Annotated in this window: 14 protein-coding genes; 5 read left to right on the top strand and 9 right to left on the bottom strand. The window is 70.3% G+C overall.

The genetic code is table 11. The features are described from left to right. Window positions 1-82: 82 nt before the first annotated feature. A complete protein-coding gene (locus LV75_RS30110) occupies window positions 83-898 on the bottom strand; it encodes a glycosyltransferase family 2 protein (RefSeq protein WP_253890745.1) in 816 nt (271 codons plus the stop codon). Between the two features lie 396 nt (window positions 899-1,294). After that, window positions 1,295-1,831 (bottom strand): DUF11 domain-containing protein, encoded by a 537-nt coding sequence (locus LV75_RS30105; protein WP_253890744.1) that lies wholly within the window; start codon window positions 1,829-1,831, stop codon window positions 1,295-1,297. 175 nt (window positions 1,832-2,006) lie between these two features. Here LV75_RS30105 and LV75_RS30100 point away from each other — a divergent pair, with 175 nt between their 5' ends. Continuing rightward, window positions 2,007-2,693, top strand: a complete 687-nt coding sequence (locus LV75_RS30100; RefSeq protein ID WP_253890743.1) for a type II toxin-antitoxin system CcdA family antitoxin — start codon at window positions 2,007-2,009, stop codon at window positions 2,691-2,693. 1,119 nt (window positions 2,694-3,812) lie between these two features. Here the strand turns inward: LV75_RS30100 and LV75_RS30095 are convergent. Beyond that, window positions 3,813-4,931 carry a substrate-binding domain-containing protein gene (locus LV75_RS30095; protein WP_253890742.1) on the bottom strand — a complete coding sequence of 373 codons (1,119 nt, stop codon included), beginning with the start codon at window positions 4,929-4,931 and terminating at the stop codon, window positions 3,813-3,815. A 47-nt stretch (window positions 4,932-4,978) separates the two neighbouring features. Here LV75_RS30095 and LV75_RS30090 point away from each other — a divergent pair, with 47 nt between their 5' ends. Then, window positions 4,979-5,404, top strand: coding sequence for a MarR family winged helix-turn-helix transcriptional regulator (locus LV75_RS30090; protein ID WP_253890741.1), 426 nt, complete (start codon window positions 4,979-4,981; stop codon window positions 5,402-5,404). 355 nt (window positions 5,405-5,759) lie between these two features. Here LV75_RS30090 and LV75_RS35210 read toward each other — a convergent pair whose 3' ends face one another. Further along, window positions 5,760-5,882 (bottom strand): hypothetical protein, encoded by a 123-nt coding sequence (locus tag LV75_RS35210; protein WP_301320071.1) that lies wholly within the window; start codon window positions 5,880-5,882, stop codon window positions 5,760-5,762. Window positions 5,883-6,106: 224 nt separating this feature from the next. Here LV75_RS35210 and LV75_RS30085 point away from each other — a divergent pair, with 224 nt between their 5' ends. Next, window positions 6,107-7,492, top strand: a complete 1,386-nt coding sequence (locus LV75_RS30085) for an APC family permease (protein ID WP_253890740.1) — start codon at window positions 6,107-6,109, stop codon at window positions 7,490-7,492. After that, window positions 7,489-8,487: an acetamidase/formamidase family protein gene (locus tag LV75_RS30080; protein WP_253890739.1), complete on the top strand. Its 999-nt coding sequence runs from the start codon at window positions 7,489-7,491 to the stop codon at window positions 8,485-8,487. Before LV75_RS30085 ends, LV75_RS30080 begins: the two co-directional genes overlap by 4 nt. Before the next feature lie 206 nt (window positions 8,488-8,693). Here LV75_RS30080 and LV75_RS30075 read toward each other — a convergent pair whose 3' ends face one another. Together LV75_RS30075 and LV75_RS30070 are read right to left on the bottom strand one after the other, a co-directional pair. Beyond that, complete coding sequence (locus LV75_RS30075; protein WP_253890738.1) at window positions 8,694-9,032, bottom strand: DMT family transporter; 339 nt, start codon at window positions 9,030-9,032, stop codon at window positions 8,694-8,696. Between the two features lies 1 nt (window position 9,033). Continuing rightward, a complete protein-coding gene (locus LV75_RS30070) occupies window positions 9,034-9,348 on the bottom strand; it encodes a DMT family transporter (RefSeq protein WP_253890737.1) in 315 nt (104 codons plus the stop codon). A 78-nt stretch (window positions 9,349-9,426) separates the two neighbouring features. Between LV75_RS30070 and LV75_RS30065 the strand changes: the two genes are divergently transcribed. After that, window positions 9,427-10,032 (top strand): TetR/AcrR family transcriptional regulator, encoded by a 606-nt coding sequence (locus LV75_RS30065; RefSeq protein ID WP_253890736.1) that lies wholly within the window; start codon window positions 9,427-9,429, stop codon window positions 10,030-10,032. 1,231 nt (window positions 10,033-11,263) lie between these two features. On the opposite strand, the gene LV75_RS30060 is transcribed toward LV75_RS30065, so the two are convergent. Genes LV75_RS30060 through LV75_RS30050 form a run of 3 tightly spaced genes read right to left on the bottom strand, consistent with a single transcriptional unit; the run spans window position 11,264 to window position 14,929 of the window. Next, entirely contained in the window at window positions 11,264-11,791 is a 528-nt protein-coding gene (locus LV75_RS30060) for a hypothetical protein (RefSeq protein ID WP_253890735.1), read from the bottom strand. A 43-nt stretch (window positions 11,792-11,834) separates the two neighbouring features. Continuing rightward, window positions 11,835-13,244, bottom strand: coding sequence for an ATP-binding protein (locus LV75_RS30055; protein ID WP_253890734.1), 1,410 nt, complete (start codon window positions 13,242-13,244; stop codon window positions 11,835-11,837). Continuing rightward, window positions 13,241-14,929, bottom strand: coding sequence for an NAD(P)/FAD-dependent oxidoreductase (locus tag LV75_RS30050; RefSeq protein ID WP_253890733.1), 1,689 nt, complete (start codon window positions 14,927-14,929; stop codon window positions 13,241-13,243). Before LV75_RS30050 ends, LV75_RS30055 begins: the two co-directional genes overlap by 4 nt. Between the last annotated feature and the right edge of the window lie 309 nt (window positions 14,930-15,238).

Genomic DNA, 15,238 nt, shown 5'->3' with positions numbered 1-15,238 from the left:
GCCGTCGGGGCGCCGGGTTCGATTCCGGTCTTCCTCAATGGACTGTTTGCCGGTCGATTCCGCTGCTCGGCACGATTCCGGGTCAGGCGCGGACCGCGGTCCGACTGGAATGGTCGGTACCCCAGCCGACCTCGCCGCGGCGCGCGCTGACCAGGACCCGCGCGAGCAGGGTCACACCGACGAACACCGCGACGTCGAGCAGGTAGGCCTGCCGGGTGCGCACGAGGCCGAGCACCGTCGCCAACCCCGCACCCGCCGCGCTGCTCTGCTGGATGCGCGTGTTGCCGCTGTGCACCCGCTGGCGCCTGCGCACCAGGCTGCGCAGGTCCCGCGGCGCGGTGACGGTGACCGTCGCGCCGTCGACGACCGCGCGGTCGGGCACCAGCCGCGAGACGTGGCCGTCGTCGCTGATGAGGTCCGGCGGCAGCGGGAAGACCCGGTCGTGCGCGTCGCGGCCGAGCACGTAGACCCCGCGCCCGGCCGAGGAGCTGTGCACCGCGGGCAGCCGCTGCCAGACCGCGTAGTAGCGGCGCACCAGCCAGGACGAGCGGCTCAGGTCCAGCCGCGCCGAGGGGATCGCCGCCTCGACGCCCGGTTCGCCCGCGGCCACCGCCAGCGCGTCGAGATCGGCGCCGTCGAGTTCGATGTCGGCGTCTACATACGCTCGCGGAAATTCGACACACACCGCGTCGCCCGCATTCAAAGCGCCTGCTTTTCCGGGTTGTTCGACCTCAATCACGATGGGCGCGCTGAAGTGCGCGCGCGCCAGTTCCGCGGTCCGGTCACCACATCCGTTCGCGACCACCACGACCCTGTTCACCTGGGTCGACCCGGCGAGTCTGTCCAGGCACGCGGTGATGCCGAACTCCTCGTTGTGCGCGGGCACAACGACATCCATGTCCATCCCCCTCGGCCATCCCCCGATGATCACGCGACTACCACTGAGTCGCCCGGAACCAGTTGCTGTTACTGGGTTCTCGGCGGCGCCACGGTAGCGCGTCGAGCCGGTCGGGGGTTGCGCTGGGCCGGATGGGGATCAAGATCAACAGACATTTCGGTCAATGTCGCACGAAATCGCCGGGTCTCTTCACTGAATGTGCGGGTGGTGGTCGTGGCATTGCTCCTGCCGTGTCCACCGACCCGCGCCCGGCTACTCACGGTTTGCCGCTTGTTCGGCTTTTCGCTGACCAGAAGTGGCAGTGTGACATTGCCGACTACGTCGTCGCCGGGAACCGATCGATGCCGCCGACCGGCGCATTCCCGAAAGTAGCAACCACGGTCGACGATCGGATGGTCAGTCGGTTTCGTCGCGCCAGGACAGCCTGCGCCTGGCGAACAGGGCGATCCCGGCGGCCACGATCAGCCCACCGGCGATGTACCAGCGGTTGCGGGTCACCCAGGACTCGGCGGCCGCGGCGACCACCCGCGCCGAGTGCGACGCGCACACCACCGGCGGTCCGTCGAGGTCGGTGCGCGCGCACGCGGTGGTCGCCACCCGGGGCCGTTCGTCGCCGACCACGGTCATGGTGGAGCGGAACACCGCCGCGCCGCCCGCGGCCAGGTCGACCGACCACTCGACCGCCGCGCCGCCCGCGGTCCCGCTCGGGTCGGCCGTGTCGAACCGCAGTCCGGTCGGCACGCTCTGGGTGAGCGCCAAGTCGTCGACCGCGGTCGCGCCGAGGTTGCGCAGGGTCAGGGTGTAGGTGAGCCGCTCGCCCGCGATCGCCGACGCCGCCGTGTTGTCCACCGTGATGCTCAGCCGCGGCCACGCCTCCGCCGGGGCGGGGAGCGCGGCCAGCAGGACGGCGGACAGTACTGCGGTCGCGATCACGGCGGCTCCTCGACTGGGATTTCCCCACGCGGGCCCCCGGCATTGTCGCGGCATTTCCACGCGGTGCGGCCCCACCCTACGGATCACCGCGGAAATCGCCCTTTCCTGCCACCCGATCGTGTGGCGGAAATGCCGTACTTGACCTGTAACCCCAGCAGGGGTTATACATGGGGGTATGCCAAAGGTGAATGTGTACCTCCCGGACGAGTTGGCCGATGCCGTGCGCGAAGCGGGCGTTCCGCTCTCGGCGATCTGCCAACGCGCGCTGGAGCAGTCGGTCCGCCGGATCGCCGCCATCCGCGCCACCGCCCTCGGCGACCTCGGCACCGACCCCACCGCGTCGCTCACCCAGTTCACCGACCGCGCCAGAGCTGTGGTCACCCTGGCCATCACCCGCGCCCGCGCCGACGGCGTCCCCGAGGTCGGCGCCGAGCACCTGCTGCACGGCCTGCTCGCCGAGGGCACCAACCTCGCCATCCAGGTCCTGCGCGCCCTCGGCACCGACCCGGCCGCGATCGCCCCACCACTGTCCACAGGCGACACCCCAGCCACCCGCTTCGGCACCACAGCCGCCGCCGCCCTGGAACTGGCCGTCACCGAAGCCCTCGCCAACGGCCACAACTACGTCGGCTGCGAACACCTCCTCCTCGGCCTCCTGGCCGACCAAGACACCCCCGCCGCTCTCGCCCTCCGCCAAGCCGGCGTCGACCTCCGCACCACCCGCACCGCCGTCCTCTCCGCCCTAGCCGGCTACGTCCACCTCCGCGCCAACACCCCAGACATCGCCGCCACCCTCCGCGCCGAACTCGCCCCCCTGTCGGCCCGCATCGCCCGCCTCGAAGAACGCGCAGGCATCGCCTAGCCCGGGCTCTCTTCCCCTCCTCGCTCCGCTGGCCTCCCTTTCGCCACCACTGCCCCCTTTCCCCAGGTCGCCACCCCCAGCCCTGGCCAACTTTCACCCATCCCAGCGACAAGAGTTATCCACATGTCGATCTTCTGGAGCCCGCTTCCAAGATCCACTGTCGGTGGGGCCTAGTAGACTGGCCCTGGGGCCGCCCCCCGGAGAGGGTGGGGGCTGCGCCCCCGACCCGCGCGCGTGGGGAGCCTGGTTGGGGCAGCTCTTGGGCTGCCGCGCGTTCTGGGTGGAATGGTCTTATCGCGGCAGTGCGGTTCCCCTGCGTTGGGCGCGTGGTCGAAGTCCGCGATCTAGGGTTGCTGCGGTCGGGTCTCATTCGCGCGGGCGCTGTTTCCGGCCGTAGTTGATCAGCTGCGGACGACTTCGCCCGCAGACCCCGCTGCGGGCGGTCCAACATCCATTCCCCCAGCTCACAGCCCCCACCCTCGCCCGCGTTTCACCCGTCCAGGCGACAAAAGTTATCCACATGTGGATCTTCGCCGCCGTCTCCCAAGATCGACTGTCGGTGGGGCCCGGTAGACTGGCACCGGGGTCGCCCCCCGGAGAGGGTGGGGGCTGCGCCCCGGACCCGCGCGCGGGGAGTGGTTGGGGTGGCTCTTGGGCTGCGGCGCGTGCTGGGCGGAAGTGGTCTTATCGCGGAGGATGCCGGGTTGCGTCGTTGAAGTCAGGTGAGGGCAGCCGTGGTCGGATCTCGCCTGCGAGGGCACCGTTTCCGCCCGTAGTTGATCAGTTGCTGGCGACTTCGCCCGCGGGCTCCCGTTGCTGGCAACCCGCACCCATTTCTCCAGCTCACAGCCCCCAGGTCTGCCTGACTTTCACCCGTCCCAGCGACAAAAGTTATCCACATGTCGATCTCCACGCCCCTTTTCGAAGATCGACTTCTGCCCCACCCCGGTAGACTGGCACCGGGGTCGCCCCCCGGAGAGGGTGGGGGCTGCGCCCCCGACCCGCGCGCGGGAGAGCGGAGAGCGGTAGGGCCGCCTGGCGGGGGAGCAAGGGCGGGCGAGAAAGCGGCGAAACAGAAGCGGGCGAGTAGAAGCTCCTGGCGGGGCGAGCTGAAGGCTGTCAGGGGAGTGGGGTGATGACGGTCAGGTCTAGGCCGGTGGCTCGGGCTAGGAAGCCGCCTGCGCGGGGTGGGCCGAGGGGGGCGGCGAACCAGGGGGTGAGGTCGCCGGAGTGGAGTAGGGCTGTGGTGGCGGGTTGGGCGAGCAGCGCGGTCAGCGAGTGGGTGGCCGCCAGTGTCGCGGCGAGGTGGACGCCGTCGTAGCAGCCTTCGGCGTAGGCGTCGAGGACGGGGGCTGTGTCGCCGAAGAGGGAGTGGTGGCGTTCGGCGAGGGCGAGGCGGCGGTCGTCGCCCTGGCCCGCGAAGGAGCGCATGGCGGCGTAGAGCTCGCCGGTGTCGTCGCCGCCCGCGGCCAGCAGGCCGTTCTCCTCGAGCGAACCCGACAGGCGCACCACCCGGCTGGCCAGGGGCGAGGCGGCGAACACGCGGTTGAACTGGGCCAGGTCCCGGCCGACCAGGCTGAGCAGGATCGCGTCCACCCGCTCCCGACCCAACCCGGCCACGATCGCCTCCGCGTCGATCCCGCTCCCCGGGAACGGCACCAGCCGCCGCGACACGACCTGCGCGCCCAACCCGCGCACGATCCCCGCCGCCGCCCGGTGCACCGCCCGTGGCCAGATGTAGTCGCTGCCCACCAGCGCCCACCGCCGGGCACCGCGGCGCGACACCAGCCAGCGGACCGCGGGCGCCAGTTGCCGGGTCGGGCTGTCGCCGAGCAGCACGACCCCGGGCCGACGGCCGCCACCCTCGTGCGGCGGGGTGAAGATGTACGGCACCCGCCCGCCGAGCGCGACCTCCAGCGCCCGGTGCACGTCGCTGGTGTGGAACCCCACGAACGCGTCGATCAACCCGACCAGCGCCCCCGCGTCCGCGGCGACCTCGGCGGGCGCCCGACCGGCGTCCAGCAGCACCAGCTGCACCGCCCGCCCGACCACCCCGCCCGCCGAGTTCAGCTCGGTCGCCGCCAGCGCCGCCGCCATCAGGCCGGACGGGCCGGTCAGGCCGAGCGCCCCGGACAGCGGCAGCAGCAGCCCGATCCGCAGCACCGCCGGGTCCGGCCCGGCGAGCGCGACCTCCACCCGGTCCCGCACGACCGCGCGCACGACCGAGGTGGAGTCCATGACCGGACAGTATGCTCGCCGAGAGGTCTCCCGGCGAAAGGCTCGTCATGGCTGGTCAGCGCGACACCCAGGTACCCGACCTGGTCGACCTGCTGACCCGCGCGCAGCGGGCGCTGGCCCGCGACCTGGGCACCGCCCTGGAAGAGGAGACCACCACCGTCGACCAGTGGCGGGTGCTGCGCGCCCTGGCCGCCGCCGACGGCCGGTCCATGGGGGAGCTGGCGATCACGGTGGAGATCCCGCACCCCACCCTCACCCGCCTGGTCGACGCCCTGGTGGACTCGGCGCTGACCTACCGCACCCAGTCCACCGAGGACCGCCGCCGGGTGTCGGTGCACATCTCCGAACTCGGCCGCGCCAAGCTCGACCGGCTGGAGGCCCTCGCGGCCGCGCACGAGCGCACCCTGGTCGAGCGGCTCAGCGCCGAGACGGTGACCGCGCTGTCGACCCTGCTGCGCGACCTGCAGCTCTGAGTCGACGCTCGCCCGCTCGAGCCAGGTTGAAGTAAGCGGGGAACCTGGGGTCCCAGGTGAACGCGATCCCGAACCACCGCCTAAGGCGAGTACACGGGTCGAGTTGGCCCGCCGAGAACAGCGAACTGGCGATCCCGGTGGTCGCGGAGATGATGGGATCGGCGCGCGGCGCAGTTCGCGCGTGGGCTGATCGAGGAAGGTGACCGAGCTGGTAGTCGTCCGTGCGTCCCGCCCGGCACTGCTCGGGCCTGTCGAACACCGGCCCTGTCACCACGGGCAAGCAGGACGCGGACGGGGTCTCAACCCCGGCGGCGCACCCCTGGAAGATCCACAGAGGACGCGGCGGGTGATCGGGTCAGAGATCGGTGCGCTGCAAGGGGTCGTCGGAGGTGGCCGGGGCGAGGGCGGGCGGTTCCAGCCTCTGCATGCCCACGGCACCGAGCATCAGCGCGAACGGGATGGCGAGCGCGATCCACATGGGATGGTCCTCTTCTCCGCCGGTCGGTCTGGTTCACCGAGCAGGTACCCCGGGCCCCGGCGACCTACACCGGACGGGTGGCGATGTGGCCCCGCTCACCACCGCCGTCACCCGGATGGCCGAGGTGGGCGACCGCGGTGGCGGAAACCGGTCGTCGCCGAACTATTTTCAAATGGAAGCAATCGCTCTACGCTTCGCGCACCACGGGCGATGTTGGAGGAACGATGAGCGAGGACGGCGGGCTCGGCCGCTACGGCTACACCCAGGAACTGCGGCGCACGCTGGGCTTCCGGGACCTGCTGGTCTACGGGATGATCTTCATGGTGCCGATCGCGCCGTTCGGCATCTTCGGCAGCGTGTTCTCCGGCTCCGGCGGCATGATCGCGCTCGCCTACGCGATCGGCATGCTGGCGATGCTGTTCACCGCCAACTCCTACGCCCAGATGGCCAAGGCGTTCCCCATGGCGGGCTCGGTCTACACCTACGCCGGGCGCGGCATCGCCTCCCCGGTCGGCTTCCTGTCCGGCTGGATGATCCTGCTCGACTACGTGCTGGTGCCCAGCCTGCTGTACTTGATCGCCGGTATCGCGATGAACTCGCTGCTGCCCGCCATCCCGGTGTGGTTGTGGCTGGTCGCCTTCGTCGTGCTCAACACGGCGGTCAACTTCTTGGGCATCGAGATGACGGCCAAGGTCAACCGGGTCATGCTGGTCGCCCAGTTGGCCATCCTGGCGATCTTCATCGTGATCGGCGTCGTGGCGCTGACCCAGGGCAAGGGCCGGGGCTTCAGCTTCAGCCCGCTGTTCGACAGCGGCACGTTCTCCTGGGCGCTGGTGTTCGGCGCGGTGTCGATCGCGGTGCTCAGCTTCCTGGGCTTCGACGGCATCTCGACGCTGGCCGAGGAGAACCGCGACTCGGCGCGCGCGATCGGCCGGTCCATGGTGGCCGCGCTGCTGGTCACCGGCGTGCTGTTCATCGTGCAGACCTGGGTCGCCGCGCTGCTGGTGCCCGACCCGGCCGGACTCATCGCCAACGGCGACGCGGCCGGGACCTCGTTCTACGACGCCGCCCGGGTCGCCGGTGGTGGCTGGCTGGCCGTGCTGACCGCCGCCGCGACCGCCGTGTCCTGGGGTTTCGCCAACTCGCTCGTCGCCCAGGCGGCGACCTCCCGGCTGCTCTACGCCATGGCCCGCGACCGCCAGCTGCCCAAGTTCCTGGCCAAGGTCCACCCGACCCGCAAGGTGCCGGTCAACGCGACCCTGCTGGTGGCTGGCGTGTCGCTGGCCCTCGGCCTGTACATGCAGTCGCGCGACGACGGCATCACGCTGCTGAGCTCGCTGGTCAACTTCGGCGCCATGACCGCCTTCCTGGTCCTGCACGTCTCGGTCGTCGTGCACTACGTCATCCGCTCCCGCAGCCGCGACTGGTGGAAGCACCTGGTCGCGCCGGTCATCGGCTTCGGCATCCTGGCCTACGTCGTGATCAACGCGAAGGTCGCCGCGCAGGCCCTCGGCTTCGTCTGGCTCGGGATCGGCGCGGTCGTGCTGATCGGCCTGCTGCTCACCGGCCGCCGACCGGTGCTCGCGGGCATCGCCGGGGAGGACAAGTGAGGGTTGAGCGCCTGCACTCCGAGCCCGCCTACGCCTTCGGTGGCCGCGCGGCCGCACTGACCGTCCAACCCGGAACGATCGTCGAACTCTCCACAGAGGACTGCTTCGGCGGCGCGGTGCGCGGCGTTGACGACCTGCCGAGCCAGGTCTGCCAGTTCCCGTACCTCAACCCCGTCACCGGCCCCATCGCGGTGGCGGGCGCCGAACCCGGCGACACGGTCGCCGTCCACTTCGTCGACATCCGCCCCCGCCGCGACTGGGCGATCTCCTCGACCTTCCCGCACTTCGGCGCCCTGACCGCCACCCACACCACCGCCATGCTGCACGACCCCCTCCCCGAGCGGGTCTGGCGCTACGAGGTCGACGTCGACCGCTGGGTGTGCCGGTTCACCGCCCGCGCCAGCGACTACAGCGTTGAACTCCCCCTGGACCCCATGCACGGCACCGTGGGCGTCGCGCCAGCCGCGCACGAGGTGATCATGAGCATCACGCCGGGGGCGCACGGGGGGAACATGGACACCCCCGAGATGCGCGCGGGCACCACGGCGTACTTCGGCGTGAACGTGCCGGGCGCGCTGATCTCCCTGGGTGACGGGCACTGCCGCCAGGGGGAGGGCGAGGTCTGCGGCACCGCCGTCGAGGCGGCGATGTCCACGGTCGTCGTGGTGGACCTGATCAAGGGCGTGCCGTGCCCGTGGCCCCGCCTGGAGGACGACCGGTACCTGATGTCGACCGGCACGGCGCGGCCGCTGGAGGACGCCTTCCGGATCAGCCAGCACGACCTGGTCGGGTGGACCGGCGACCTGCTCGGCCTCGACCCGCTCGACGCGTACCAACTGGTCAGCCAAACGGCCCTCGCCCCAGCGGGCAACGTGGTCGACACGAACTACACCATGCTCGCCAAGATCGCCAAGGACCTCGTCACGCCCCCCGCGTTCGACGGTGTCCACAACCGACTCCGCGCTGCTGCGACGAGATACCTCGCGGAGCGGTAGAGGCGGGCGGATGCGGTGGCGTCCGTGCAGGGTGACGCCACCGCATCCTTCTCAGCGCAGTTGAGCCGCGTGCTCGTGGGCAGTTGTCCACAAGGGCTCGGGCTGTCCACAGGCCCTTGTTCGCGCTCCCACCCTGTCGGCTCCGCTCGGTACCCTGTGTATTAGGGGGTCTTGCGAACGATTGATCTTGAAACCGTGCCGAGGAGTCAGCGCGGCGCGGGTGTCGGCGGCGGCTTGATGAGCTTGAGCCCGACCACCGCGGCGACGATTCCGCCCAACAGCAGCAATCGCACCGCGGTCGCCGTCTCCTCACCGGTGAGGACAGCCCAGGTCACGGTCAACGCGGCGCCGGTTCCTGTCCACACGGCGTAGGCGGTGCTGATGGGGATGTGTTTAGCGGCGAACCCCAGTCCGGCCATGCTCAGCGCCAGCGCGACGAGGAACAGCAGGATGGGTACGACCCGGGTGAAGCCGTCGGTGTGCCCCAGGGCAGTGGCCCACACCGCTTCGAGCGCGGCGCTGATCATCAGCACGATCCAGGGCATCTCAGCCCACCGCCTTGAGCCCGACGACGCACCCGACCAGGACCGCCAGCAGTGCCGCGCGTGCGGGCGTGAACCGCTCCTGACCGCGGGCCACGGCGATGAGGACGGTCAACACGGCCCCCACGCCGACCCACACCGCGTAGGCGGTCGCCGTAGGTAACCGAGTCATCGCGAAGGCCAAGCCGCCCAAGCTGGCCACCAACGCCACTGCGAACAGCGCCGTCGGTTTGCCCTTGCGGAAGTTGTCCGAGGCGCTCAGCGCGGTGGCCCACACCGCTTCGAGCACCCCGGAGACGAGCAGGACCGCCCATGCCATCGCGCACCCCATTCGTTTTCGTACGACTGTGCGAGTACGAGCGTACCCGTGTTCGCACGACTGTGCGAAAATGGCGCCGTGCCCAGGAGGATCAACCCCGAGCAACGCGACCGCGCCGTGGTCGAAGCGGCGTGGCGGGTGCTGACCCGCGACGGCCTGACCGCCCTGTCGGTGCGCAACGTCGCCGCCGAGGCCCACCTGCCGCCCAGTTCGCTGCGCTACACGTTCCCCACCCAGGCCAGCGTCCGCGAACGCGCCGTCGACACCCTCGTCGACCGCCTCCGACAGCGCGTCGCGGCCATCCCCGAACCCCCCGGCGGCCCGCGCTGGGCCCACGCCGCACTGCTGGAACTGCTCCCCCTCGACGACGAACGCCGCGTCGAGATGGAAGTCACCCTCGCCCTCGGCGCCGCCGCGATGACCGACCCGGACCTGCGCTCGTCGTTCAACTCCGTCAACGCCGTCGTCCGCGAGGTCTGCACCTCCGCCGCGGCAGCACTCGGCTCCGAGGGAAAGGTCGCCGTCGACCACCTGCACGCCCTGATCGACGGCCTCGCCTTCCACCTCGTGCGCCGAACGCACGGCGAGTCCACCGAGTGGGCCCTGAAGGTCTTGGATGCTTATCTGCCTGGTGGCGCTCGCTTTGTCGCGGGGTGGTCTGATGCTCCGGACGAATCGCGATGATGGTTGATCGGGCGTGTTCGGTTGGTGCTCGATTCCCGTTGTGAGGATGGCTTTGGTGCCGACTTGTCCACAATGGTTGTGGTTGTCCACAGGGTGCGGTTGCTGCTTCTGTTGTGTCGGGCTGTTTCGGTAGGCTGTATATCGGGGGCTCTTGGTGTAGTTGATCTTGCGGGGCTGGTTGTGCGTGGTTTGGTTGTCCACAACGGCTTCTGTTGTCCACGGGGCGTTGTTCGCTGCTGCCGTTGTGTCGGTGCGACTCGGTAGGCTGTGTATTTGGGGGCTTTCGGTCAGGTTGATCTTGGCGTGAGCCGTTGCTGGGGGTGCGGGGGAAGGGATGGGGTCGGCCTCGTCGCCTGGCGGCGACCTCGGCGACCCGGGGATCGGACGCCTCGTTGCCTAGCGGCAACATCGGGCCCGATCCGCGATTTTCGAGCTTTGCTCGATGGGGTGGACCTGTTTTGTGCGGGGCCCCTACGACACCCGTGGCAGAACCGCAAAGCAGGGGCCGAAAAGACTGGCCCTGCCGCGTGGAAACGCTACGGGTGCCGTCCCCCCACACAAAACAGGTCCACCCCATCGAGCACTTGGCACCAGCGAGTCCGACTGTCCAGGCGCTGAGTAGGTGGGCTGGGGCGGACCTGACGGCAGGCCAGTTGGCACCGCCGGGTCCGACTGTCCAGGGGCTGGGTTGGCAGGGCTGACGAGGGCGGGCTGGGATGGCACCGGACCTTCCGGGTGTCCGGGGGTTGGGTAGGTGGGCTGGGGCGGACCTGGCGGGGGCGGGTTGGCACCGCTGGGTCCGAGTGTCCGGGGCTGGCCGGGTGGTTGTCCATAACGTGTTCTGTTGTCCACAGGCCGTGGTTGCTGCCCCGGTTTTGTCGGGATCCGTTAATAGGCTGTGTATCGGGGGCTCCTGCGGCAGATGATCTTGCGGGGCGAGCAGAACCCAGCGACTTCCGGGTGTCCAGGGGGCGGCTAGGTGGGCTGGGGCGGACCTGTCGGCAGAGTCGGGCTGAAACGGCTGGGTCCGAGTGTCCAAGGGCTGATCAGGTGGGCTGGGGCAGGGCTGACGGAGGCTGGGGTTGGCACCGGCGGCTTGGGGAGCGCGGGTTGCTCAGGTGGGTTGGAGTCGAGGTGCTGGGATGGCACCAGCGATCTCCGGGTGGGCGGGCGCACCTCACCCCCGGGTTTGCCGGTGGCTGGGGTGAGGTGCGCAGGCCCGAGAATGCCGCTACGTCAGGTGGGTATAGGGCAAGAGGAGTGCGGCGCGGAGGCGGAACTGGCCTTCCGAGTGGACTACTCCGCAGCCGCCGGTGTCGGCTTGGACTACGTGGCGGGAGTAGCCGTAGTGGAAGACCAGGTCGAAGCGGTAGCCGCCTGCGAGGGTGCAGGCGCTGTTGGGGGTTTGGGCGGGTAGGGCGGGCAGGGAGTTCACTGTGGACAGTACTTCGGCTGCCTCGTCGGTGATGTCCCGTGCGACCATCTCGCGCAGGTTGATGTTGTCCGGCAGGGGGCACACCCACACCGCGTCCGGTAGGTCGGTGGGCAGCATGGGGCCGGTCTGCTCGCCGACGTATGTGGTGGGGTAGTCGGCTTCTGGGCGGGCGCAGCCCTCGGCTTCGATGAGCGTGCGCCGTGGTGGCGACGGTTGGGTTTGTGGTTCGGGGTTCTTGTTGAGCAACAGCACCGCCGCGGCGGTGACGGTGAGGATCGCGGCTACGGCGAGTGCGGGGACGACTCGCGTGGATCTGGGTGGCATGCCACTTCCTTCCCCCAGGTTGAGTGGCTCCACGGTAGCGCGATCACGGCTGGCGGAGCGGCAGCCTGACCTCGAACTCCGTGTGGCCGGGAGTGGACTCGACGCGGATGTCGCCGTGGTGCTTGTCGACCACGATCCGCCACGAGATGTCCAGCCCCAGCCCGGTTCCCTCGCCGACCGGCTTGGTCGTGAAGAACGGTTCGAAGATCCGGGTGCGCACCTCGGCGGGGATGCCCGGGCCGGTGTCGGCGATCCGGACCACGAGCCGGTCGCCGTCGAGGCCGGTGCGCACGGTCAGCGTGCCGGTGCCGCCCATCGCGGCGACGGCGTTGTCCACCAGGTTGGTCCAGACCTGGTTGAGCTCGGCGGCGTAGCCGGGCAGCGGCGGCAGGGAGCGGTCGTACTCGCGGACCACCCGGACCCCGTGGCCGATCTTGCCGCCGAGCATGACCAGGGTCGCGTCGAGCAGTTCGTGCACGTCGACCACCTGGAACGGCGCGCGGTCGAGTTGGGAGTACTGCTTGGCCGCGCCGACGAGGGTGGAGACGCGGGTGGTGGCGTCCTCGATCTCGTCCATCAGCGCCTCGGTCTCCACCGTGTACGCCAGCCACCGCACCGCGGCCTCGGTCGCCGTCGCCGGGCACCGGCCGACCGCGCCAGCCAGCCACGCCACGTCCAGCCCGTTGGTGACCAGGATCGGCGCCAGGTCCCAGCCGCCCGCGATGCCCTGCTCGTCGAGCCAGTCGGCCAGTTCGTCCTCGCGGTCGCTGGCCTCCATGGGACTCAGCTGCGGCGCCTTGGCGACCCGCTCGACGGCCTCCTCCTGCAACCGCACCAGCGATGGCAACACCGCCGGGTCGATCGCTCCGCCTGCCAGCAGTGCCAACTTGTGCCGCATCCCGGCCACCCGCTCGCGCAACAATGCCGTCGCGCGCACGGCGGCCGCCGCCGGGTTGTTCAGCTCGTGGGTCAGCCCGGCGGTGAGCGAACCCAGGGCCAGCAACCGCTCCCGTTGCCCCACCACGGCTTGCGTGTTCTGCATTCCCCAGAACAGGCCTTCGAGCAGGTGGATCCCCATCGGGAACCACGACCGGACCGCCGGGCCGAACTCCGCCGCGGGCAACTGCAACACCCGGACATCGGTGACCGCGACAACCGTCATCAGGTAAACCCGCCGCGATGCGACATCGTCCTGCAGATAAGCCTGTGTCGCGCCGAAATAGGCACCGCGGTGGTCGGTTCGCGAAATCTCCGCGCGTTCGCTGCCGACCGTGCGCAACAGTGAGACCGCGCCCTCCAGCAGTACGGAGAAACACGTGGCGGGCGCACCTTCGGTGAGCAGTTCGGTGCCCTGCGCGAAGGTCTCCTCCACCCCGTGCGCGGCCAACCAGGCCAACTGGTCGTCGTCGAGGCTCTCGAACAGGAACAGGCCGCGCAGCTCGTCGGGGGTCATGCCTTCTCCAGGTACCGGTGCACCAGTGTCACGGCCATCGCGCCCTCACCGACCGCGGAGGCCACGCGTTTGACCGACTCCGCCCGCACGTCGCCTGCCACGAACACCCCGGGCAGGCTCGTCTCCAGGTGGTAGGGGTCGCGGTCGAGGTCCCAGCCCGCGGGCCGGGCGCCGTCGACCACCAGGTCCGGGCCCGCGACCACGAAACCGTTGCGGTCGCGGGTGAGCGTGCCCTCCAGCCAGTCGGTGCGCGGGGCGGCGCCGATGAACACGAACAGCCACGACGCCTCGACCGTGCTCGTCGTGCCGGTGTCGTTGTGCCGCAGGGTCAGGCTCTCCAGGTGGTCGCCGCCCGCGCCGCCGACGACCTCCGTGCAGGTCAGCACCTCGATCTGCGGCACCTCGGCGATCTGATCGATCAGGTACCGCGACATCGACCGGTCCAGCGACTGGCCGCGGACCACGAGCACCACCCGCTTGGCGTGCCGGGCGAAGTACATCGCGGCCTGGCCCGCCGAGTTCGCGCCGCCGACGATGTAGACGTCCTGGCCCGCGCAACTCGGGCCCTCGGTCGTCGCCGCGCCGTAGAACACGCCCCGGCCTGCCAGCTCGTCGAGGCCGGGCGCGGTGAGCACGCGGTAGGACACCCCGGTCGCAAGGATCACCGTGTGCGCGGCCAGTTCCGTGCCGTCGTCGAAGCGCACCACCCGGGCCGCGCCGCGCGGCTGCAGCCCCACGACCTTGCGGGTGGTCAGCATCTCGACCTCGAACTTCGCCGCCTGTCGGCGTGCCCGCTCGGTCAACTGCTCGCCGGACACGCCGTCGGGGAAGCCCAGGTAGTTCTCGATCCGGCTGCTGGTGCCCGCCTGCCCGCCGGTCGCCATCCGCTCGACCAGCACCGTGCGCAGCCCCTCGGACCCGCCGTAGACCGCGGCGCCCAGGCCCGCCGGACCGCCGCCGACCACGATCAGGTCGTAGAAGTCGGTCGCCGGGACCGTGCTGAGCCCCACGGTGGCCGCCAACTCTGCGTCGGTCGGCTCGACCAGCGCGGTGCCGTCCTCGGTGACCACCACCGGCAGCCGCGTGCCGTCCTGGCCCGCCGCGCTCAACAGCCGGTTGCCCTCGGGGTCCTCGCCGAGGGCGTGCCAGCGGAACGGGACGCAGTTGCGCGCCAGGAAGTCGCGCACCTGATAGGAGCGGCTCGACCAGCGGTGCCCCACCACGCGCACCTGCCGCGCGGGTCGCCGAGCCGCCGCCGACCAGGAGGCCAGCAGTTCGTCGAGCACCGGGTACAACTTGTCCTGCGGCGGGTCCCACGGCTTGAGCAGGTAGTGGTCCAGGTCAACGACGTTAATGGCCCGGATCGCCGCGTCGGTGTCGGCGTATGCGGTCAGCAGCACCCGGCGGGCCAGCGGGAAGACCTCCATGGCCTGCTCGAGGAACTCGATACCGGACATCCCGGGCATCCGGTAGTCGGCCAGCAGCGCGGCCACGTCCTCGCCGCGCAGCTTGATCTCCCGCACCGCCTCGAGCGCCTGCTCCCCGGACTCCGCCCGCACCACCCGGTACGCCTCGCCGTACTGCCTGCGCAGGTCCCGCGCGATCGCCCGCGATACCCCGGGGTCGTCGTCGACGGTGAGGATGGTCGGCCGCGTAACCCGCTCGGTCGCCTCAGCAGTGCTCATGCCCGCCAGTCAATCACCCGGCGGGCGGGGTCGGTAGGGGTGCCCGGCCGCGTTCACCGGCATTCACTGGACTGGTGTGAATGCCGAGGTGGGCGCCGATTGGACTGGTGTGAATGGAATTCGCAGATAAGGTGTGGCATTGGTGAACATTAGGATCTCGATCACAAGGCACTCGCGCGCAACGGCTCCGAGCGGCAAGATCATCATGGGCGGGACCGGCAACCGCCTTGTTCGTCGAGCATTCGTCTGACGAGGCGACAATAGCTCAAATTATGGGAACCGTGTAACGGGATCGCGGGTCGTCACGAC

The organism is Actinokineospora diospyrosa (assembly GCF_024171925.1).
Classification (GTDB): Bacteria; Actinomycetota; Actinomycetes; order Mycobacteriales; family Pseudonocardiaceae; genus Actinokineospora; species Actinokineospora diospyrosa.
This window is presented reverse-complemented; position numbering and strand designations above follow the sequence as displayed.